At 51.3% G+C, this 20,329-nt stretch carries 21 protein-coding genes; 4 read left to right on the forward strand and 17 right to left on the reverse strand.

Annotated elements, in window-relative coordinates; genetic code table 11:
- Positions 1 to 6 precede the first annotated feature (6 nt).
- From bshC to ACFVSO_RS08015, 4 genes are all read right to left on the reverse strand, one after another.
- Positions 7 to 1,650, reverse strand: coding sequence for a bacillithiol biosynthesis cysteine-adding enzyme BshC (gene bshC, locus ACFVSO_RS08000; RefSeq protein ID WP_387471958.1), 1,644 nt, complete (start codon positions 1,648 to 1,650; stop codon positions 7 to 9).
- A gap of 173 nt (positions 1,651 to 1,823) precedes the next feature.
- Complete coding sequence (locus tag ACFVSO_RS08005; protein ID WP_387471960.1) at positions 1,824 to 2,222, reverse strand: DUF3397 domain-containing protein; 399 nt, start codon at positions 2,220 to 2,222, stop codon at positions 1,824 to 1,826.
- Between the two features lie 15 nt (positions 2,223 to 2,237).
- On the reverse strand, positions 2,238 to 3,206 hold the full coding sequence (locus ACFVSO_RS08010) for a 2-dehydropantoate 2-reductase (RefSeq protein ID WP_387471963.1): 969 nt from the start codon (positions 3,204 to 3,206) through the stop codon (positions 2,238 to 2,240).
- Positions 3,207 to 3,315: 109 nt separating this feature from the next.
- Entirely contained in the window at positions 3,316 to 3,966 is a 651-nt protein-coding gene (locus ACFVSO_RS08015; RefSeq protein WP_387471965.1) for an RsfA family transcriptional regulator, read from the reverse strand.
- A 266-nt stretch (positions 3,967 to 4,232) separates the two neighbouring features.
- Here ACFVSO_RS08015 and ACFVSO_RS08020 point away from each other — a divergent pair, with 266 nt between their 5' ends.
- Positions 4,233 to 4,469, forward strand: a complete 237-nt coding sequence (locus ACFVSO_RS08020; protein ID WP_119798306.1) for a DUF2626 domain-containing protein — start codon at positions 4,233 to 4,235, stop codon at positions 4,467 to 4,469.
- 62 nt (positions 4,470 to 4,531) lie between these two features.
- Here ACFVSO_RS08020 and ACFVSO_RS08025 read toward each other — a convergent pair whose 3' ends face one another.
- Positions 4,532 to 5,701, reverse strand: coding sequence for a class I SAM-dependent methyltransferase (locus ACFVSO_RS08025; RefSeq protein ID WP_387471968.1), 1,170 nt, complete (start codon positions 5,699 to 5,701; stop codon positions 4,532 to 4,534).
- 163 nt (positions 5,702 to 5,864) lie between these two features.
- Between ACFVSO_RS08025 and ACFVSO_RS08030 the strand changes: the two genes are divergently transcribed.
- Positions 5,865 to 6,965, forward strand: coding sequence for a coiled-coil domain-containing protein (locus ACFVSO_RS08030; protein ID WP_387471971.1), 1,101 nt, complete (start codon positions 5,865 to 5,867; stop codon positions 6,963 to 6,965).
- A 613-nt stretch (positions 6,966 to 7,578) separates the two neighbouring features.
- Here ACFVSO_RS08030 and ACFVSO_RS08035 read toward each other — a convergent pair.
- On the reverse strand, positions 7,579 to 8,886 hold the full coding sequence (locus ACFVSO_RS08035) for an ABC transporter substrate-binding protein (RefSeq protein WP_387471974.1): 1,308 nt from the start codon (positions 8,884 to 8,886) through the stop codon (positions 7,579 to 7,581).
- Between the two features lie 218 nt (positions 8,887 to 9,104).
- Positions 9,105 to 10,436 (reverse strand): PhoH family protein, encoded by a 1,332-nt coding sequence (locus ACFVSO_RS08040; RefSeq protein WP_387471976.1) that lies wholly within the window; start codon positions 10,434 to 10,436, stop codon positions 9,105 to 9,107.
- A 112-nt stretch (positions 10,437 to 10,548) separates the two neighbouring features.
- Between ACFVSO_RS08040 and ACFVSO_RS08045 the strand changes: the two genes are divergently transcribed.
- Positions 10,549 to 11,172, forward strand: coding sequence for a YhcN/YlaJ family sporulation lipoprotein (locus ACFVSO_RS08045; protein WP_387471979.1), 624 nt, complete (start codon positions 10,549 to 10,551; stop codon positions 11,170 to 11,172).
- Positions 11,173 to 11,221: 49 nt separating this feature from the next.
- Here ACFVSO_RS08045 and ACFVSO_RS08050 read toward each other — a convergent pair whose 3' ends face one another.
- From ACFVSO_RS08050 to ACFVSO_RS08085, 8 genes are all read right to left on the reverse strand, one after another.
- Positions 11,222 to 11,374 (reverse strand): hypothetical protein, encoded by a 153-nt coding sequence (locus ACFVSO_RS08050; RefSeq protein ID WP_387471981.1) that lies wholly within the window; start codon positions 11,372 to 11,374, stop codon positions 11,222 to 11,224.
- Positions 11,375 to 11,460: 86 nt separating this feature from the next.
- Positions 11,461 to 12,516, reverse strand: a complete 1,056-nt coding sequence (locus tag ACFVSO_RS08055; RefSeq protein ID WP_387471983.1) for an LCP family protein — start codon at positions 12,514 to 12,516, stop codon at positions 11,461 to 11,463.
- A 10-nt stretch (positions 12,517 to 12,526) separates the two neighbouring features.
- A complete protein-coding gene (locus tag ACFVSO_RS08060; RefSeq protein ID WP_387471986.1) occupies positions 12,527 to 12,805 on the reverse strand; it encodes a hypothetical protein in 279 nt (92 codons plus the stop codon).
- Complete coding sequence (locus ACFVSO_RS08065; protein WP_387471988.1) at positions 12,802 to 13,113, reverse strand: YlaH-like family protein; 312 nt, start codon at positions 13,111 to 13,113, stop codon at positions 12,802 to 12,804. The genes ACFVSO_RS08060 and ACFVSO_RS08065 overlap by 4 nt, the downstream gene beginning before the upstream one ends.
- A 69-nt stretch (positions 13,114 to 13,182) precedes the next feature.
- Complete coding sequence (gene typA, locus ACFVSO_RS08070) at positions 13,183 to 15,024, reverse strand: translational GTPase TypA (protein ID WP_387471990.1); 1,842 nt, start codon at positions 15,022 to 15,024, stop codon at positions 13,183 to 13,185.
- A gap of 49 nt (positions 15,025 to 15,073) precedes the next feature.
- Complete coding sequence (locus tag ACFVSO_RS08075) at positions 15,074 to 15,559, reverse strand: hypothetical protein (RefSeq protein WP_387471993.1); 486 nt, start codon at positions 15,557 to 15,559, stop codon at positions 15,074 to 15,076.
- Positions 15,560 to 15,746: 187 nt separating this feature from the next.
- Positions 15,747 to 16,313: a class I SAM-dependent methyltransferase gene (locus ACFVSO_RS08080; protein ID WP_483875064.1), complete on the reverse strand. Its 567-nt coding sequence runs from the start codon at positions 16,311 to 16,313 to the stop codon at positions 15,747 to 15,749.
- Between the two features lie 58 nt (positions 16,314 to 16,371).
- Positions 16,372 to 17,037, reverse strand: coding sequence for a TerC family protein (locus ACFVSO_RS08085; RefSeq protein ID WP_387471997.1), 666 nt, complete (start codon positions 17,035 to 17,037; stop codon positions 16,372 to 16,374).
- 134 nt (positions 17,038 to 17,171) lie between these two features.
- On the opposite strand from ACFVSO_RS08085, the gene ACFVSO_RS08090 reads away from it, so the two are divergent.
- Positions 17,172 to 17,888 (forward strand): TerC family protein, encoded by a 717-nt coding sequence (locus ACFVSO_RS08090; protein ID WP_387472000.1) that lies wholly within the window; start codon positions 17,172 to 17,174, stop codon positions 17,886 to 17,888.
- 50 nt (positions 17,889 to 17,938) lie between these two features.
- Here ACFVSO_RS08090 and thiI read toward each other — a convergent pair whose 3' ends face one another.
- Together thiI and ACFVSO_RS08100 are read right to left on the reverse strand one after the other, a co-directional pair.
- Positions 17,939 to 19,159 carry a tRNA uracil 4-sulfurtransferase ThiI gene (thiI, locus tag ACFVSO_RS08095; protein ID WP_387472003.1) on the reverse strand — a complete coding sequence of 407 codons (1,221 nt, stop codon included), beginning with the start codon at positions 19,157 to 19,159 and terminating at the stop codon, positions 17,939 to 17,941.
- Positions 19,156 to 20,307, reverse strand: coding sequence for a cysteine desulfurase family protein (locus ACFVSO_RS08100; RefSeq protein WP_387472005.1), 1,152 nt, complete (start codon positions 20,305 to 20,307; stop codon positions 19,156 to 19,158). The genes thiI and ACFVSO_RS08100 overlap by 4 nt, the downstream gene beginning before the upstream one ends.
- Positions 20,308 to 20,329: the final 22 nt, after the last annotated feature.

A 20,329-nucleotide genomic window follows, 5' to 3' on the forward strand; every position in this document is an offset into this window, starting at 1 on the left:
TTCACCTTACAAATATACAATTTCATGTCCGCCCGTGCGGTCATAGGGCGCATCAAGCAGCTTGCCTAACCAAGCATCGCCATAGCGATTCCAATAACCGACCATCGACAGCACGCGCTCCTGCGGCTTATTCGCTGGAAGAATAGAGCCGGCAATACGATCAAGCTGCCTGATCGATGCCTCGAATTGCTTATTGTGCGCATCCACCGTCTTGGATTCCATGTAGCTGATCTGCTCCAGGATTTTGGTCATGTTGGTTTCGCCCAGCTTGGCAAGACCTGCCTGTACGGAAGCCGCCATATCAACGAGCGGCTTATACATCTCCTCGAACGACGCTCTCACAGCACCGAACTTCTCTTCGATGGCCAGTCCGTCCTGTTCCTTCAGCCAAGCTTCCTTGCGGGCGTCGAAGCGTTCCATCACATCAGCGAACGACAGCTCGTACTTGGTCATATTTTTGGCGATCGTGCCTTCAATTAGCGTATAGGACATGCGCGGCACTATAATCGGCATCTCCATGCCAAGCGTTCGGAAAGCCTCGCCTGTAAGCGCCCAGTAGGCGATCTCCCCAGGGCCAAGCACTGTTCCAAGCACAGGGAACAAATAATCTTGCATGAGTGGGCGCGTCAGCACATTGTTGCTCAGCAGCTCCGGCTGCTCATCCGCAAAGTGCAGCAGCTCCTCCGCAGTCCATGAAGAAAGCCCCTTCCGATCCTGGAAGGTCCCCTCTTTCTTATGAAGCAAAGTCCGCTCTCCGCCCTTCTCCGGATGGAACAGGAACACATTCGCGCTTCCCGGTACGACATCTGCCTGAAGCGTATAGCCAAGCGACTTCACTTTGCCTGCGACTGATAAGTAAGCTTGCTCCAGCTCGTCATTTCGTTCGATCAGCTTGCGGAACATCGGGGATTCCAAGCTGCGGATGTCTGGACAATCCGCATCAAGCAGCACAAGACCTTCCCCTCCGAACAAGCTGCTAAGCAGCCCCGCGAACATATCCGAGAGCGAAGACGATTGCCGAGACAGGTCTGTCAGCTTCTCCAGCATATGCGGCTTAAACTCCGAATGAGGCAGCGATTGCTCCAGCTCGGCAATCAACTGCTCCCAACCTTCTGGCACAATTGCCGTCCGGCTGACCGACGTTCTTGGCCCTTCCGGTCTGGCTGCCGCCAGCTTCTTCAGCTCCTGCTCTGCTGTAATGACATAAGCATGATTCGCTTCATCCCAGTCATGGTCTTCTCCGGCAATCCAGAACACAGGTACAACGGTTGTTCCAAGCTGCTCGCTTGCCGACTTCGCCGCGTTAATGATAGAGACGGCTTTATGTATGACAAGAAGCGGGCCAGTCCAAAGCCCTGCTTGTTGACCGCCGATTACGACAGGCGCGCCTTCGCTAATTGCAGCAATATTAGCCAGCGCTTCCTCAGATGCTCCCCACTTTGCTTGATACGTGCGCAGGCTCTCTGCCACGTCAGCCGCATTCGCTCTGGTTGGAGTCAAGTCGCGCAATGCACGGTAACGACGCTCCCAATCTGATGCGGTACCTGCATGATAACCGTATAATTCCTCGATTCTTGCATCCGATCGATGAATGTATGCCTCCGTCAATGGCTGGCCAACGGGAAGACGATACGATTCTGTTGACATCATCAGCCAATCCTCCCTTATGTGTAATATTATGTTGAATGGGTCAGACGATCCGATCCGATACGGTACCCCATGTAAAAAGTAACGCCAAAGCCATTGTACACAAAGAACGATAGGCCCGTCAAAGCAAAAACGCCTCTGCGCGGCAGAGGCGTTTCTTCTATATATAGTGTCCTTTATGCGACGGTAAAAACAAGCTTGCTTAACAAAATCAGCATAAACACCAGGTACAACGCGGTTGTCGCAAAAAAACTTAGCCGCCAGATCGCCCGGAAGACGCGCTTGACGTCTACGTTGCCGCGCTTGCGGAATTGGGCGTTGCCCAGCAATCCGCCTGCCAGGATCATGACCAGTAGAATGCCATAAAGTCCAAAGGAGCTTTTGAAAAGCATATTGAATAAAGCCGATACGCACAAAATAAAAAATACAGTCGATACGTCCATTGCCATAATGAGCGCCTTTTTTCGGTTCTGAACAACGGCGCCGTAGCCGAACAGAACGATCGCAAAAGGAAGAATCGGTATAACCGCGAGTGCCGTATAAACGATTTGTATGCTATTCCATATCGCGCCCATGCTTGTCCCCTCTCTTTAATGCATCTGTTCGTAAGATTCCACGATTGCCGCCATCGCCGCATTCATCGGTGCGTTCATCCCATACGAAGCAGCCAGCTCCGCTACAGCGCCATTAATAGCCCTTATCTCTGTCACTCTGCCTGCGCGGACGTCGGCCAGCATGGAAGAGACATTGGCGCTTGTCCGTACGCATACGTCCAGCACCCCTTCCCAGCTGTCGCCGGGATCTTGCATCCCTGCTCTTATTAAAATTTCTAACGTTTCATTATGTAATGCCCGCATTATATGTAGACGCCGCTCATGCTTAGGGAGGTCGCCATTGGTCACATCAAAGATTGCAGTTAGCGGATTAATGACCGCGTTGATCAGCAATTTATGGAAAATCCGATTATTGATCTGATTCGACAAGAAGGCCTGAAATCCTGCCTTTTGCAGAGATAATAGAAACTTTTTTTGAGATTTTACGCGATTTTCGTCAATCTTGGGGCTATTCTCGGCTATTTCACTAATCCATAGCTCACCAGTACCGGCAAGTCTGACCGTTCGCTCATCCTCGCGTTTGGCTCCCATCGTGGTGACAGCCGCATAGACAGGCACGCCGCCTAGTCCCGCGGCCAGCTTTTCCAGATGACCGATGCCATTCTGCAAGCATAATACGGCTGTATGCCTGCGTGTCTGAGCCAATACACGAAGCTGTCCAATAAGCTCATCATCGATTGCCGTCTGTTTGATCGCAAGTATGATCCAGCTCTCTCCCCCGTTCCTTGGCGACTGGACCGATAGGCGATGCCTCTCCATCGGCACGCACGCCAGACGAACCGTTCTGCTGCTTCCTTCCGTGTCCACCAGCTGAATGCCGGCTTCTTCTATACGAAGGCTCTGCCTCACCGTCCGCGTCCATAATGTCACGGCTTCTCCCGCCGATGCGAGATTAGCCGCAACCCATAGTCCTATAGCTCCCCCGCCCACAACCTCGATTTGCAAGTTACTGCCCCCTGTCCTATCGCTCGTCCCCCGTATTATACACTGGGCCCTTTTCAGATGAAAAGCCCGCCGTATCTTATACGGCGGGCTTCCCTAGTATCGCTATAACTTATTCAATGCGTTCCAGATTGCCATTGGCATCCATCTTGAACCTGGGCTTTGCTTCCTCTTCACTGGATAACACGGTCAGCCGACGCGCACGATCCATAATCTGAATGAGGGTTTTGTAGTCGTCATTTACAGCACGGTAATCCGTCTGAGCGCTGTTCGCTTCCTTCGCCAGTCTCTCATTCTCGCTGCGCAGTCGGTAAAGCTCTTCTTCCTTGTCTTTCAAATCCTTCTCGAACAGCTTGATCTGCCGCGACAAATCCTGGTAAGTGGACTTCCAGCTTCTAAGGAAGCGGATTACGGCGTCAATCGAAATTCCTTCGTCCAGTGTGACTACATCATGCTTGAATGAACGTTCTTCTGTGTCATATACCGCAAGCGATGAAACTTGTGATGTTGCTGTAACAGTCTGCTTTTTCAAGTAATTGCGTTTTTGACGCTGTTGCTTGGCAATCTGTATCGCATCCTCATAACGCTTGCGAACACAGCTGTTCCAGCGGAAGCCGCAAGCGGCGGACGTGCGTCCGATTCTTTCGCCCACTTCTTCGAATGCTGCGAGCTGTGTGCTTCCTTCGCGAATATGGCGTAGAGTTACCTCTGCGAGAATGAGATCATCGTCCGGGCTCCACGCGTCTTGTCTAACTGCTGTCATGCAATCAAAACCTCCTAACGTAAAAGGCGCTTACTTATCTCTATGCCCTTGGTAGAGTTCATAGAATCTATTGGATACTAAATTGTATAACCAATTTTTTGCGACCTCATACATGATTAGGATGATTCATGAGCAAACTGTATAAAACAATAACATGTTTAGTCAAAAAAATTGTCAATTCGTCACGGTTTTAGGTTTACACTCGCGGAGGCAAACGTTATAATGAAGTTTAGAAAATCGGCGCAGGGTAAAAAGGGGGATGTAACATGGCACGCATGTATCGGGTACTTGGCTTCTGGTGCTTAGTCATCGGGCTTATGGCTTTTGCAGGCCATATGACGGAATTCGCGCTGCTCTTCTTCGCGCAAGCCGTCGCTTTCGTATTCTTGGGGTACTTGAATTTCTCCGAAAGAACGTACATAATGATGTTCTGGGGTTATATGGCGGTTTCCTTCATTGGATTCACTTATTGGTCAGTCTTCAAGATGAGCCTGCCATTCTAACAACGACAAGAACAAACAAGGCTGTCTGTACGGCGAGTCACTCGCATACAGACAGCCTTTTTCTATGTCTTCCTCAAGATCATCACCTTGAAGCTCTCGCTCATCCCGTCGCTCAGCAACAGCTGCCTGACCGCCCTATTGCGTCTGGCCTCCTCGCCAAAGGGATTAGAGCCATCATGACTGCCAAGCAGCTCAAGAATTCCGTTGTCCAGCAGAAATTGCTTTTGCGTGTCGTAATAGTCTACACGGAATCCCGCCTCCTCCGCGGATGACCGTATAAAGGAGAAGGAGACATGAGCGGTAATATCCCTCTCTCCTGCATGTCGGAAGGGCGAATCGCTGGCCTGGTGGCGCAAATAGGTCATAAGCGTCCCCTGCATTCGGTGCTCCGCCGCATACTCGTCTGCTTCGTAGCCGTAATCAATCAACATGACGCGGTCACCTGCATAAAGCAAGCGTCCAAGCTGCAATAGCCAATCGCGTGCTCCCGGGCATAGTTCTGTTATTTGATCGTCCCGCAAAACAATGCCGTCCCTCTCCAGCCACTCAAGAAAGTCCTTATTCGATATAGGCATCTCTGTATAAATAAAACCTTGACCAGGCGCAACCGCAACCCCCAGCTCCTTATATGCATCCCCCTTGCGAACGATCCGGTGAACGGGAAAAGCGTCGAGCAGCTCATTGGCTATGAGCAGAACCGATCCTTTGCTTTGCCTGGACTGCCAATATGTTAAAGACTGACTGGACGAATATACCGGTGGAGCGCCCGGCAATTCAGCCTCCAGATAAGACTCCTTTACTTTCTTCCGATGCCCGGGATGATCGTCTATCAGCACTTGGCTGAAGCACTCCTCCCATTGGGGCGTTAGCTTGCGCAGCGATGCGGCGATGCCTGCGGACAATCGCCCCGTGCCAGCCCCCCATTCGGCAAGGACAACTGGCAGGCCCAGTGTGGACTGAAGCTTTAAGGCATACCGGGATACGACCTCCGACATGACGCTGCCGATGGCAGAGCTGGTATAGAAGTCTCCTTCCTTCCCGACTTTTGTTTCACCTGCACGGTAATAGCCGTAGGTTTCATCATACAGGCAGGCTTCCATATATTCATGAAAGGTAATGCAAGGCAGCAATTGTGTTGCCCCGCCTGGCAGTACGTACCACCCCTTCTGGCGGGACCGACTGATATGATCAGCGATTCGATGGGCCAGCGGAGTATCTGGAAAGCTTGTCATGCATGTTTCACCCTTTTCCAAATGTAAGATATAATAGAATTGGCTTCCGCATAAACTAGTTGGTGAGCCTGTGCTTACATAGTAAGGATTGCTTCGCAAAGTTTAAGTAGTGCTTACGAAGCAAGGTTTGCTTCGCGCAAACCTTTTAGAAGGGAGGATGACGTTGACTGAATTCAACATCCGGAGACGAATCGCAGCCGCCCTGCTGGCATCGCTGCTCTGCGTCTTCATCATGCTCCGGCTGCCTGTGCTCGCCGAAGAGCGGGCCAAGTCCCCCGACGATCTGCACTCGCTTCTGGAGAAAAGCCTGTCAGTCGTTGAAATTGACAAGGAAATCGCCCGAATCCAGCAAGAGAAAGAAGCCCTGCTCCTTACGATGACAGAAGCGGAGAAACAGCTCGCCACACAGGAGCTTGCTATTGACGGCAAACGGGAGCAGGCTGGAGATGTATTGCGGGCCTATTATATGGGTGAGAGGGACATGTTGTACTTGTCCTTGCTGACGACGGATTCGTGGACGAAGTTTTTTACATTGCTGGACTATATTGATATTATTGTCTCGCAAGACAAGCATACCTTGAATGCTTACATCGGGCAATATCGGGATTTGCAGGACCGTTATGCCAAGCTAGAAGGCAAGCAAGCCGAGCTTATGGCTATGGAAGAGAAATTGAACCTTCAACGGGATAGAGTATTGGCGCTGGAGTCTCAGCTTGAAGGCGAGTTGGCCGGACGCTCGGACAGCGACCGCATTCGCCTGTTGATCGAACAACTAACAGGTTTTTGGGAATCTGCGGGCTTGAAGGAAGTCCGCGCCTACTTCGGCGCGTTGTCCCAGTCGATGGGCAAGCTTCCGGGTTGGATTCAAGACAACAAGGATTTGATGGAGATCAAAGGGCTGCAATATACGATTCGTGTGCCTGAAGATAAGTTGAACGAGTTTTTGCGCGAGCAGGATGAGCGGTTCAATGACTTCTCCTTCCGGTTCGAGGATGATACCATCACCGCCTTCGGAAAACGTGACAATATAGAAATCAGCATCTCTGGTCATTACAGTCTGATTCAGGAGCCGCGCAACGGACTGCTCTTCCATGTCGACGAGCTGCTGTTCAATGGATTCATGCTTCCGGACACAACACGCAAATCCTTGGAGGATGAGTTCGATCTCGGATTTTATCCCGGTCTCATTACGACATTTCTGAAAGCCAAGTCAGTAGAGATCAAAGACGGCGAGCTAATCATCAAATTGAGCGTTACTTTGTAGGCGGCGTCAAATTAAATAGTGGTTAGTTTGGTGCCGGATCAGGCGTTTTATTTGGTGCGGTCGTTTGTGAGCAGGTTAGGAAATCTAATTTGTTATGGTTGGTTTGGTGAGCGAGTTAGGATATCTATTTTGCTGTAGATAGTTTGGTGGCGGGTTAGTTTGTTAAACTCATAAGAAAGCGCAGAGTCCATGGCTAAATCAGCCGTAGAACCTGCGCTTATTGTTTCTTCGAAGTAATCTCCATTCTCGCGATTAAGATGATACCGTCGATCGTGAGCATAACAGACAAGTAACTAATTTTTCAGCAGCTCGGTCGGCTCATTCACGGCCTGCAAGCCGAATTTCTCGGCTTACAGCTGCTCGGCCAGCTCTTTCACGGTCTGCAAGCCGATTTTCTCGGCTTATAGTTGCTCGGCCTCCTCTTTCACGGACTGCAAGCCGATTTTCTCGGCTTACAGCTGCTCGTGCCGCTCTTTCCCAGTCTGCAAGCCGATTTTCTCGGCTTACAGCTGCTCGGCATCCTCTTCCACGGTCTGCAAGCCGATTTTCTCGGCTTACAGCTCCCCACTCTGCCAGCAATTCCGCACTACGCTCGCCTCTCACCAAACGCAGCCTATTCCTCCGCTTCTTCGGCTGCAATCTTTTGCACGAACACCTCTGTCTCCCCGCCTGCTGCCCTCCACGCGCTAGACCAGTCCTTCCAGCGCTTCGGCCAGTCCGGATCAGGCAGCATGTTGTCGGCACTCTGTACCTTAGCGCTAAGCGCCTCCAGCCACCAGTATGGCGGTGTATCGCCAGACTTCGTAATCAGCCTCATCTGATCGTACAAGGACGGCCTCACCGGCAGCTTGCCGCCCTCTTCAAAGTCCTTCAAGCTGCTGTACGGGCTTGTCATCTCCTGTATCCACAGCATAGCCTCGCTCTCCGAAGGACTGCTCGAACTAATGGCAAAGCTGGCTCCGTTGAGCCATGGATAATGAATATCCTGCTGCTCCACGATCAGCTTGCTGCGAGCCGATTGGCTTAAGCCGCTCAGCTCCTCCCACGGCATGATGAGCATAAGCAGTCTCTGCTGCTCAATGAGTTCATTCAGCTCTGTCGAGCGATGAGACGGAATCGCGGACACTTTCCCTGCCGATTGCATCCAGGTTAACCGGTTCAGAAGCGGATCCGGCAGCGCATGCAAATTAATGAGCCGCTCCTTGCCGCCACTCATCCGGTTTGACCAGACGAGCAGCTGCTCTAACTCATCAGGGCTGAAATTCATCAGGTACAGCTCTTGGCCAGGCTCAAGCGATGCCCTCGCTGAAGTGATCTTCTCTACCACCGATTGAAAAGCATCCCATTGTTTCGGCGGCTCCGACAGTCCTCCCTCAGCCAGTAGCTCCTTGTTCCAAGCCACTACATATGGATTAATCCGATAAGGCACCGCCCACAAGTAACCGTTCCACTTCAGCGTCTCCATTAATCGCGGCAATTGATCGGTCAATACTTCTCCTGTCATCAGACTGTCTACCGGCTTCAGTAACCCTTTCACTGCAAGCGGAATAACGCCCCCATTGTCGAGCAGCATTACATCAGGAGCCGTTCCTTGATTGCTCAACGTCAATAGATGCTCATATCTGCCGGCGCTATTCCGTTCATTAGAGATATCAACCTGGATATGCGGATACTCTAGCATAAATCGTTCCGTACGCTCTACCAGCCGAGCGTAATCTGCGGATGGCAAGGAAACGTTTACATAAAGATCAGTCGACAATTGCGTAATTCGCTGGCCCCCAGCCGGCTCAATCGGCGTAATTCCGTCGGAATGATTCACTCTATTCCAGTTCCAGCTCACAGATCGCGAGAAATACAGCAGCAACAAAGCGGTGAGTAGCAGTGCACCGATAATGAGCGGCGCATACTTGCGAGGAGACACAGCTTTCTTCCTTTCCGGCTACCTTCGTTATGGGTATAGAATAGCAGTTTGCAGCCGACTTGTACAACCCTAATGAGACAAAAGAACGACGGTTTTCCCAAAAAAACGATTTTCCAGCTCTATGGACAAATGAAACTAACGTTAAAAGAGGGTTATCCCTCAGCGACAGCTCGAAGGATAACCCTTTCTTGATATTTATGATAGCCGCCATGGCTGCGCTACAACAAATCGGCAGCATGCTGTGCAAGCTTGGACCGCTCCCCCTTCTCCAGTGTCATATGACCGCTGATGTTCTCTCGCTTGAACTTCTCCACGATATGCGTAAGCCCGTTGCTAATGGAATCCAGATAAGGATGATCGATTTGCCCCGGATCGCCCATCAATACAATCTTACTGCCCTCCCCAACCCTGGAGACGATCGTCTTCACTTCATGCTTGGTCAGATTTTGGGCTTCGTCAATAATGATAAATTGACCCGGGATTGAGCGGCCTCTAATGTATGTCAAGGCTTCGACCTGAATGCTGCCCATGCCCATCAATATTTTATCAATATCGCCCGCTTTTTTCGTATCAAACAGGAATTCCAGATTATCGTATATCGGCTGCATCCATGGCCGCAGCTTTTCCTCCTTCTCGCCGGGCAAATATCCGATATCCTTACCCATAGGCACGACCGGCCTTGCAATCAGCAACTTCTTATACTTATGCTCATCTTCGACCTTCAGCAAGCCTGCCGCCAAGGCCAGCAGCGTCTTGCCTGTGCCGGCTTTGCCGGACAAGGTCACGAGCGGAATGTCATCGTTAAGCAGCAATTCCAGCGCCATCCGCTGTTGCGCGTTGCGAGCTGTAATTCCCCATACCGGATCATTGCTCAAAAAGAGCGGCTCCAGTCGCACGCCATCTTGGCTCACTTTAAGCAGGGCGGATTTGGAGGTTCCCATCTCATCGCGCAAGATGACAAATTCGTTCGGGCTCAACCGATCCTTCATTTGCAAATGACTAACACTTAGGAAGCGATAGGAGTAAAATTCATCAATCACGGAAGGATGAACATGAAGCGTAACGTTGCCGGTGTAAAACTCGGAATGCTCCACAACCCGGTCAGACAAATAATCTTGTGCCTCCAGTCCAAGCACATCGGCCTTGATGCGAACGAGTACGTCTTTGCTGACAAGCACGACGCTCCTCTTCTCCTCGACCTTCTCCTGCTCCATATGATAATTAAGCGCCACGGCCAGAATACGGTTGTCATTGGACATCTCACCGAACATCTCATGCACGCGCACAAAGCTTCGATGATTCAATTCCACCTTCAGCAAGCCGCCTCCCGGAAGTGCTATGCCTTCATGCAGATGGCCCTGCTCTCTCATATTATCAAGCAATCTCGACACCAGCCTGGCATTGCGGCCTAGCTCGTCAGCGAGCCTTTTTTTGGAATCAATTTCTTCCAATACGATGGCAGGGATGATTACCTCATTGTCGTCAAAGGCAAAAAGCGATTGAGGATCATGGAGCAATACGTTTGTATCGAGCACGAATATTTTTTTCATGAGAACCCTCCCGGCGTCGGATATACTTCCGCATACATAGCGTCAGATGGCAGCGGACACACTAGTATACAAGCGAAACGGCGCGACACATACTGATAAAGAGGTGGCATACATGTACAAATGGTTATCTGCGGCAATCGTTATTGCGTTACTGGCTACAGGCTGTGGCGCACGAAACGATGCATCACCCTCTCCGCAAAATGATCGCCGCTATCAGGCTGCGCAAGACGGCAGCGGCAAGAAGCTCATAGAAAATCGCAGCGAAGTGGAAACACATTTGGAAGAGTTAGCCAAAGGCGTGAGCGGTGTAGAGAATGCGCATTGCGTCATTGTAGGTAATACCGCAATAGTAGGCATTGATGTCGACGGCACCTTAGAGCGTTCGCGTGTCGGCACGATCAAATATTCGGTGGCTGAGGCGTTCCGTAATGACGAATACGGCGTTGACGCCTTCGTCACAGCCGATGTTGATATTGCCAACCGTCTGGCGGAGATCGGCAACGACATTCGCAACGGACATCCGTTCTCCGGCTTTGCTGAAGAGCTTGCGGACATTATGGGACGTCTCGTTCCCCAGCTCCCGCGCGATATCGTTCCTCCTGACTCAGAGCTCGACGACAGCAACGGGATGACCGAGCCAGAACCGGATCCAGAGCAAGGCCCGGATAATGATGCGGAAGGTGAGCTCCTTGAGCAAAACAGTCTCACCAAGCCTGCTCCTTCGCGCTCACGTTAAGAAACGGTAAAGCTGTCCAAAAGACGCAAAAAGCCTAGTGATCAGATCACTAGGCTTCTTCACATGCACATGCAACCATATGCATGGCTCTATACTTGTCCTCATCTTTCCCTTTGGCAACAGAAAACACAGCTAGCCGCTTGCTCCAACCATACATATCGTCAGGATGCGGATCTACCGCCATTACTGCTGGATTGTTCATCCGCATAACCTCCTTCTGAATCGGCCTTCATTCAAAAGCAGCTGCTTAGCTCCTATTATAGCTATTATATTACCGTCAGTCTACGGTCATTCAGCCATTTTTGCCTGAAGGGCCGCTTTCACCTTTGCAAGGCTGGCTTCATCGATGTATACATTCGGACTTTTCCACACGCCTTCAAGGGACAGGAACTCAATGTCGCTGCTTCTGATCGAATAATACGTTTCGAGCATGCGGGTAATTTCTTGCTTATGCATATCAGCAGAAATATTTTTCCCCACAGCTTCGATGACGCCGCCAATTTTAGGGATGCCACCTATACTGACGAGCTTGTCTACGATTGCGCCAAGCACTTCGGTCTGCCGGCGGTTGCGGTCGAAGTCGCTGGACATGTTTTTGCCGTCGTTCGATTTCCGGTATCGGACGAAATCTAGCGCTTCCTTGCCCTTTAGGTCCTGAATACCAGGCTGCAGATCAATATCTGTGCCGTCCCTGGTATCCTTGTACTTCATTCGCATATCTACGTTGACTGAAATTCCGCCTAAGGCATCCACAACATCCGAGAAGCCTTGGAAGTTGATCATGGAGGCATATTTGATATCGATATCAAACAGCTTGCCCATGACTTCCTTTACCGCCTTCTTCGCTTCCAGATCGGCTGCTTCCTTCTTCATCCCTTTGTCGCGCGTTGCAACGACGTAGTTGTCAGCGTAGAACCGATTGGCCTTCCGTCCGCGGTATCCTTCCACTTCGACGTATGTATCACGCGGAATTGCCACGACTGTCGCTTTTTTCGTCGACGGATTAAAGGCTGCTACCATCATAACATCGGTATTCAGTCCTCCACCGTGGTCGCGTGAATCAATGCCCATCAACACAAAAGCAACCGGCTTTTGCTTGACCGATTCCTTCACAGGTACAGGCGTAGCTTCTGTCTCATCCAGTGCAATCGTGTCGATTGCATCCGAAGTCTTAAGCGCCACCACAACGATAAGTGCCGCCGCCGTAAGCAGCAGTCCAAAAAAAAGAAAAAAGAAAGCCTTAAGAAACGGATTTCTTTTTTTCTTCTTAACCTTGCCAGGTTTGGCAGGAGGACCTTTTCGCCCGCTTGAACGCGGCGGCAATGAGTTCGATTGTTGGCTCATCCTCTCACCTTCAAGCTTCGTTATATTTGGGAGTAGCGTTAATGTCATGAAGCAGCTGCTCCCCGGCTTCCCGGGGATACAGCTTCAGCAAGGCGCGTCCGTCCTTCACATAACGGACGTAAAGCATGGTCTCGTCAGCCCGCTCAATCTCAAAGGACGACAGACCATGATCTTCCTGCAAAATTTCTTCAAAAAAAGCAAGCGTGTCGCGCGCAGCCCCATCTTCTTGTCTCGCATCGGCGACGAGCCGGATTTGCACCCAATTGAACAGCGCATCCTCCAGTCTCATTGCCCTTGCTCCGCTTTGCGCGATTCCGTACCACCCGTTTTGCCCTTCTTCCACTTATCGTACATTTGACGGCCTCTGAGCATCAACATCATGATGACGGCAACCGCCATACACTGAATGATCGGAAGCTTGTCGACCTGCATAATCATCAGGACGAACGAGCCAATTACCATCACGAGATAGACCATAATTTCCTTCAAAATCGGCAGCTTCGCCTGAGGGCGGAACACCGAATTAAAGATAAAGATCGTGAATCCCAATATGAGAAGATAGGAGACGAGCTTATGCTCGCTCAACCATTCCTGCATCTTACTTACCTCCTAACGCAAGTTGGCAGCTTGCGAAACGATACACTCTGATGTCACTTCGCAGTTTGCTTATACACCAGCTTGGGACATTTTACGATGCTTCTCCGCACGCTCGCGCTCGCTCTTCACAAGAATCTTCTTGCGCAGACGAATCGATTTCGGCGTAATTTCACAATATTCGTCGTCGTTCAAATATTCCAAAGCTTGCTCCAGGGAGAAGATAACCGGTGTCTTCAGCTTCACCGTATCATCCTTGCCCGCCGAACGGACGTTGGACAATTGCTTCTCTTTACAGATGTTGACGATGATATCATTGTCGCGGTTATGCTCGCCTACGATCATGCCTTCATAGATCTCTGCACCCGGCTCCAGGAACATCAGGCCGCGATCTTCTACACCCAGCATGCCGTAGAAGGTGGATGTGCCGTTCTCGCTTGCCACAAGCACGCCCTGATGGCGGCCGCCTACGCCCGTGCCCGCAAGAGGCCCGTAGCTGTCGAACGCATGGTTCATAATGCCGTATCCGCGCGTCAGCGTCAGGAACGATGTACGGTAACCGATCAGTCCGCGCGCCGGAATGATGAATTCCAGACGCACTTGGCCGTTGCCGTTATTGATCATGTTGACCATTTCGGCTTTGCGAGTTCCTAGGCTCTCCATAACCGATCCCATGCTCTCTTCCGGAACGTCGATCAACAGGCGCTCGTACGGCTCTTGCTTGATGCCGTCGATTTCCTTGACGATAACTTCTGGCTTGGATACTTGAAGCTCGTACCCTTCACGGCGCATATTCTCGATCAGAATGCCAAGGTGAAGCTCGCCGCGGCCCGATACGATAAAGGCGTCAGGGCTTTCGGTCTCTTCCACGCGAAGCGCAACATCTGTCTCCAGCTCTTTGAACAACCGATCACGCAGCTTGCGGGATGTTACCCATTTGCCCTCGCGGCCTGCGAACGGGCTGTTGTTGACAAGGAAAGTCATTTGAAGCGTAGGCTCGTCGATTTTCAAAACCGGCAGCGCTTCAGGATGTTGAGGGTCGGCAATGGTTTCACCGATATTGATTTCACGAATACCTGCGATTGCCACGATATCGCCTGCTCCTGCTTCTGCGATTTCGATGCGCTTCAGGCCTTGGAAGCCGAACAGCTTCTCAATTCTCGCCTGCTTCGGCTTGCCTTCACGGTCAATAACGGCTACAGCCTGGCCTTGCTTGATCGTTCCGCGATTGACGCGGCCGATCGCAATACGGCCCAAATATTCGTTATAGTCAAGAAGAGTGACGAGGAATTGAAGCGGCTCTTCCACATTTTCAGTAGGGGAAGGGATATGGCTGACGATGGTATCGTACAGCGCCATCATATTATCATCTTGCTTCTCGGCATCCAGGCTGGATGTGCCCATCAGCGCCGAAGCATAGACTACCGGGAATTCCAATTGGTCGTCATTCGCACCCAGTTCAATAAACAAGTCGAGAACTTCGTCAATTACTTCTACTGGTCTTGCGTTCGGACGGTCGATCTTGTTCACTACTACGATTGGCGTAAGCTGATGCTCAAGCGCCTTGCGCAATACGAACTTCGTCTGTGGCATGCAGCCTTCGAATGCGTCCACGACCAGCAGCACGCCGTCAACCATTTTCATTATGCGTTCAACCTCGCCGCCAAAGTCGGCATGGCCTGGCGTATCCACGATGTTGATCAGGTAATTCTTGTACGTAATGGCTGTGTTTTTCGCCAAAATCGTAATGCCGCGTTCCCGCTCCAGATCGCCCGAGTCCATTGCACGCTCTTGCACCGATTCATGGTCCCTGTACGTTCCCGATTGTTGAAGCAGCTTGTCAACCAGTGTTGTTTTGCCATGGTCAACGTGTGCAATAATTGCGATGTTGCGTAAGTTCTCTCTTGCTTGCATAAGAAATAATCCACTCCAATTGTTTTTAGATTAACCTGTTGAATCTGACCTACCAGCGCTTGCGCGGCCCAAACATCATCCAGGCACCGGCCGCAATGAACAGCGCCGCGATGAGATATATGCCCCAGCTCCACATCAAAATAAGAACCAGGAACAGAACGGACGCAACTGCGAGCGCGATGGCAGCCGTAAACACGACACGCGGCACTGCAGCCCCTCCGAACATGTAGTATTCATATAACCCTGCGGCAAAACCGAAGATGAACATCGGCCATAGATACTTTAAGCTATCCCATCCAAAAATGTTGCAAATGATAAACAGCAGTGCGTATACTACGAGCATTCCGCCGGGAACCAGCATGACGGCCGGAACTACTCTGCCGAAATAAAGCACGTGAAGCAGTACCCCGGGTATCAGAACAAGCAGCGGCCAAAATATCGCTCCCAAAAAGCCGAACACACCTATTTTGCCCAACAAGATAACGACCCCAGCTAACAGCAGGATAATTCCAGCGGAATATTTGTTAGTAGGCATATCCATTCCGCTCCTTACAACATCGATCGTATAGAAAGACGAAAGACGCCAGTTTTTTTATCTTTATTAGTTTAATGGAACTGCGGCAAAAAAACCAGTAATCTGTCGAGAGATTCACAAAAAAAAGCAAAACCTTGCAAAAAACAGCGATTGCTCGCTGTTCCTGCACCTTCCGATATAGCTTTGATTATATCGGTTTTATTGCATCAACAATGAGGGATACAAATCCGAGGCTATCATCCTGATTGCGATGATCAAACCGCTTCGAACGATAAATATAACCGTCACGCTCATCCCAATCCTGATAAATGAACCTTCCGTCCTCATCGCAATACTCCAGCAGCCTGGCCTGAAAGCCTGCCTCCGTAAACATTGAGGTTAGGCTCATGTAGTCATAAACGATCTTATGACTTGCCGCCGGATGGTCAGCGGGACCAGGACCGCCAACTTTCACCATGCTCTGGTACCATTCGTTGCGGAAATTTGCGTCTGGCACGGCACATCGGATATATCCGCCCGGCTTTAAATATTGGATGCACAGTTTAGCGGCCTTAAGGCCTTCCTCATAAGAGAGATGCTCCCATACATGTTCAGCCAAGATTGCAGATATGGATTGAAGTTCGAATCTGCTCTCCCATTGGGAAGGCATAAGCAAGTTTAATTCCGACTCCTCGGTTTGCAGCCAGTCCGGATTATGATTGAACGCACCGGCTCCAATCACTACTTTTATTTCCCTTTGAACCACCCTGCACACTCTCCCGTTTATTTTGATTGTAACAAAGTTCCATATACAGATCGATTATTGAATAAACTTATCGATATTCCACCCGTTTTTTCAAAATCGCCAAGATGACAACAAGCGGCACGCACAGCAGCGGAATGAGCTGCTCCAGCGTCCCGTTGCCATGGAATACGGCGGCATGGAGGCCGGGGTCCTTCATTAGCATCTCTCCTGCTGCGAAGGCGAGCAGAGCCGCGCCAATATAGGCGAGAAAAGGGAATTTGACCAGCAGCTTGCCCAGCAATTGGCTGCCCCATATAATCATCGGTATGCTTAGCGCGATCCCGAGCAAAATAAGGACAAGATCTCCGTCTGCCACTGCAGCGATTGCCAGGACATTGTCTAGACTCATAATGAAGTCGGCTGTCACAATGGTCCATACCGCATGTCCCAGAGTTGCCGCGCGCTTGACGTGATGGGACTCCGGCACGGCCCCTGCATCTCCCAGCAGCTTAACGGCTATATACAGCAGCAGAATAGCGCCAGCCGCTTGCAAATACGGAATTTGCAGCAATTGCAGCGCTACGACCGTCAGGATGCATCGCAGCCCCACCGCGGCGAATGCGCCCCACCAAATGGCTTTCTGGCGCTGCTTGGGCGGCAGATGCTGGCTCGCCATCGCAATGACGATCGCATTGTCTCCGCTAAGCAATACATTAATTAACGCGATTTGAAGAAAAATAAGTACGCTGTCCACGATCGATCTCCCCTCTCATAACAGAGGTATGAACAAGCTATGGGGAATATGTCCAAAAATCCATCTTCCCGAAATTCCTGATTTATTGTAGACTTCAATAAGCAAGCATAGAGATAGAGAGGAGGAAACATAATATGGACTTTTTCACGGTCGAATTTTTCACCGCCCTGTTGACTATCGTATTCATCGACCTTATTCTGGCCGGGGATAATGCCATTGTCATAGGATTGGCCGCACGCAAGCTTCCGCAGCATCAGCAGAAGAAAGCTGTCATCTGGGGTACCGTCGGAGCCGTCGGCATTCGAGTCATCGCGACGCTGCTTGTCGTTCAATTGCTCTCCGTACCTTGGCTTAATCTGGTAGGCGGTCTGCTGCTTCTCTGGATCGCATTCAAGCTGCTCGTGCAGGAAGACAGCCACGATAACATCAAGGCAGGCAATACGCTATGGCAATCCATCCGCACGATCATTATCGCGGACGCGGCGATGGGCATCGACAACGTTATCGCAGTCGCTGGCGCGGCAAAGGGCTCCTCTCATGGTGAGCATGAAATCATACTCGTCATTCTCGGCTTGATCATCAGCGTTCCGGTCGTCGTATGGGGCAGCACGCTCTTTATCAAGCTTATCAACAAATACGAGTGGATCGTCTATGTAGGCTCCGCCGTACTTGCTTATACCGCATCCAAAATGATTACGCATGAAAAACAATTCCACGGTGCACTGGATGAAAACAAACTCATCTACTGGGCGTTCATCATCGTCGTGGTCATCGTGACGGTAGGCTCCGGCTACTTCACAAACAAACGAAAACAAGCCTCCGCAGCACAGAAAAGCAGCCAGTCCCATTAAGGGATGGCTGCTTCTTTTTTGTTGATAGCCGAAAATTCACTTTTCATTCCTTAGAACCAATCGTCTTCCTCGGCAGACTCTTTGGATTTGGTCTCGCCGGGTGACAGGTACATATATTCCGTTCCTTTAATCGCATCTTCAATCATCGTATCCAGATTGGCAATTCCCGCCTCGATATTCTCCACAATATGAAGATTGGGATTCGTGCTTGGCGATTTCGGCAAGAACAGAGTACAACAGTCCTCATAGGGCAGAATGGAGGTCTGGAACGTGCCGATCTTCTCAGCCATGGCAATAATCTCGCTTTTGTCCATCATAATAAGCGGCTTCAGCATCGGCAATGGGGTTGCTCGTCCGATGACGTTCATGCTTGGCAGCGTTTGGCTTGCGACCTGCCCCAGGCTTTCGCCGGTAACAATACCGAGCGCTCCGCTTCTGACTGCAAGACCCTCCGTAATCCTCAGCATGATTCTGCGCATGAGCGTAATAATGAGATTATCCTGCCCGCTCTGGGCAAGTGTCGTCTGTATCTCCGTGAACGGCACGAGATGCAGCTTCAGAGGCGCTCCGCTGAAGTAGGACAGACGTTTTGCCAGCGCGACGACCTTGTCCTTCGCCTGCTCGCTAGTGAACGGATAGCTGTGGAAGTGGACCGCTTCAATCTCCAGCCCTTTCCGCAGCGCCATCCAGCCTGCCACCGGACTGTCAATGCCGCCGGAGAGCAGCAGCATAGCCTTGCCGTTCGAAGCGAACGGGAAACCGCCGGCCGCAGGAATGACCTCGCAGAACAAGTAAGTGGCCTCTTCTTGGATATCCACCTTCAATTCCACTTCTGGATTTCTCACATCTACGCTCAGCTCGGGGAATGCCCGCAATATATGGGCGCCGACGAGATGATTCATCTGCTGGGACTGATGCGGGAAGCCTTTCCATGCCCGCTTTACGCTGACCTTGAACGTCTTCGGCGGCGTTTTCAAGGAATTCATCAAGGTCATCGCAGCCGCCCTGATCGCCTCCAGCTCCGATTCAGAGCTAATGACCGGACTGAGCGATATGATGCCGAACAAGTCCTTCAGCCTGTCCGCAATCGGCTCATAGGGTTGGCCGTTCAGCTTCACGTACAGCCGCCCGAAGGTCTTCCAGTAGGTCACGCCTTTGAATGGCGTCAGCGCGTTCTTCACCTGCCGCTGCATCCGTTTTTCGAATTGGTTGCGGTTTCTGCCTTTCATGATCAAATCGCCATAGCGAAGCACTATCTGGTCGTATATCAATGTTGGTTACCCCTCTCAAGCGGCTTTAATTGTTCCATCACGTCCGTGAGAGCTGCGATCAGCCGCTCCACATGCTCTTCCTGGTGTTCGTCCCCGAAGCTGATGCGCACGCCGCCCGAAGCTTGCGCCGGGCTCGCCCCGATCGCCAGCAGCACACGGCTCGGCTTGTTGTCCTTCGAGGAGCAAGCGGATTTCGTCGAAGCTATTATATCATGCTGCTCCAGCATATGAACGATGACTTCCGGCTTCATGCCGGGATAGGAGAAGTGAACGATATGGGGTGCAAGCGGCTCCGCACCGTTCAGCTTCAGCCCCGGCCTGGTCGCGATGAATGCGCGAAGGCGGTGGGCAAGCGCGTACATTCGCTCTGCGCGCTCCTCCATGCTCTCCATCGACATGCGCAGCGCCTTCGACGAAGCGACGATGGCCGGAACGTTCTCCGTACCCGCTCGGAAGCCTCCTTCATGCGAACCGCCTGACGAGAGCGCATGCAGCTTTACCCCATCTCTCACGTACAGCCAGCCTATCCCTTTGGGACCGCGCAGCTTATGGGCTGACGCACTGACCAGATCAATACCCCATGCTTCCGGCTCCATCGGAACCTTGCCTAGGCTTTGTACCGCATCGACATGGAACAGGATCTGCGGATAATCGCGCAGCAGCTCGCCAATCTCACGAATGGGCTGAATCGTTCCGATCTCGTTGTTCACATGCATGACCGTGACCAGAATCGTCTCGTCTGTCAGCGCGTCCCGCACGGACTCTGCCGACACATGACCCGACTCGCTGACAGGCAGGAACGTTACCCGGTAACCCTCCGCTTCCAGCTGCTTGAGCGCTTCATTCGCGGAAGCATGCTCGATGCCCGATGCAATAATATGATTGCCGCGCGAACGATAGTGTCTGGCAGCGCCCTTAAGCGCCAGATTGTTCGACTCCGTGCCGCCGGAGGTAAACAGCCAGCTTCCTCTAGTCGTGCCGAGCTGAGCGGCGACCAGCGCGCGGGATCGCTCAATCAGCTTCGCCGCTGCCACTCCGCCGGCATGCAAGGACGAAGGATTGGCATAATGCTTCCTCATCACATCCATCATCGCGGTGATGACCTCTTCATATGGCGGTGTTGATGCACAATGGTCGAAATATAACATCCTGATCATCCTTTCCTTGAAA

The organism is Paenibacillus sp. NPDC057967, from assembly GCF_042887015.1.
Lineage (GTDB): Bacteria > Bacillota > Bacilli > Paenibacillales > Paenibacillaceae > Pristimantibacillus.

Excerpts from the sequence above, each read along its gene's own strand:
- ACFVSO_RS08040 (WP_387471976.1), bottom strand. The coding sequence starts at position 10,436 with ATGAAAAAAATATTCGTGCTCGATACAAACGTATTGCTCCATGATCCT.
- typA (WP_387471990.1), bottom strand. The coding sequence starts at position 15,024 with ATGCAAGCAAGAGAGAACTTACGCAACATCGCAATTATTGCACACGTT.
- ACFVSO_RS08060 (WP_387471986.1), bottom strand. The coding sequence starts at position 12,805 with ATGAGACTGGAGGATGCGCTGTTCAATTGGGTGCAAATCCGGCTCGTC.
- ACFVSO_RS08020 (WP_119798306.1), top strand. The coding sequence starts at position 4,233 with ATGGCACGCATGTATCGGGTACTTGGCTTCTGGTGCTTAGTCATCGGG.
- ACFVSO_RS08090 (WP_387472000.1), top strand. The coding sequence starts at position 17,172 with ATGGACTTTTTCACGGTCGAATTTTTCACCGCCCTGTTGACTATCGTA.
- ACFVSO_RS08100 (WP_387472005.1), bottom strand. The coding sequence starts at position 20,307 with ATGTTATATTTCGACCATTGTGCATCAACACCGCCATATGAAGAGGTC.
- ACFVSO_RS08075 (WP_387471993.1), bottom strand. The coding sequence starts at position 15,559 with ATGCCTACTAACAAATATTCCGCTGGAATTATCCTGCTGTTAGCTGGG.
- ACFVSO_RS08055 (WP_387471983.1), bottom strand. The coding sequence starts at position 12,516 with ATGAGCCAACAATCGAACTCATTGCCGCCGCGTTCAAGCGGGCGAAAA.
- bshC (WP_387471958.1), bottom strand. The coding sequence starts at position 1,650 with ATGATGTCAACAGAATCGTATCGTCTTCCCGTTGGCCAGCCATTGACG.
- ACFVSO_RS08050 (WP_387471981.1), bottom strand. The coding sequence starts at position 11,374 with ATGAACAATCCAGCAGTAATGGCGGTAGATCCGCATCCTGACGATATG.
- ACFVSO_RS08045 (WP_387471979.1), top strand. The coding sequence starts at position 10,549 with ATGTACAAATGGTTATCTGCGGCAATCGTTATTGCGTTACTGGCTACA.
- ACFVSO_RS08005 (WP_387471960.1), bottom strand. The coding sequence starts at position 2,222 with ATGGGCGCGATATGGAATAGCATACAAATCGTTTATACGGCACTCGCG.
- ACFVSO_RS08015 (WP_387471965.1), bottom strand. The coding sequence starts at position 3,966 with ATGACAGCAGTTAGACAAGACGCGTGGAGCCCGGACGATGATCTCATT.
- ACFVSO_RS08065 (WP_387471988.1), bottom strand. The coding sequence starts at position 13,113 with ATGCAGGAATGGTTGAGCGAGCATAAGCTCGTCTCCTATCTTCTCATA.
- ACFVSO_RS08025 (WP_387471968.1), bottom strand. The coding sequence starts at position 5,701 with ATGACAAGCTTTCCAGATACTCCGCTGGCCCATCGAATCGCTGATCAT.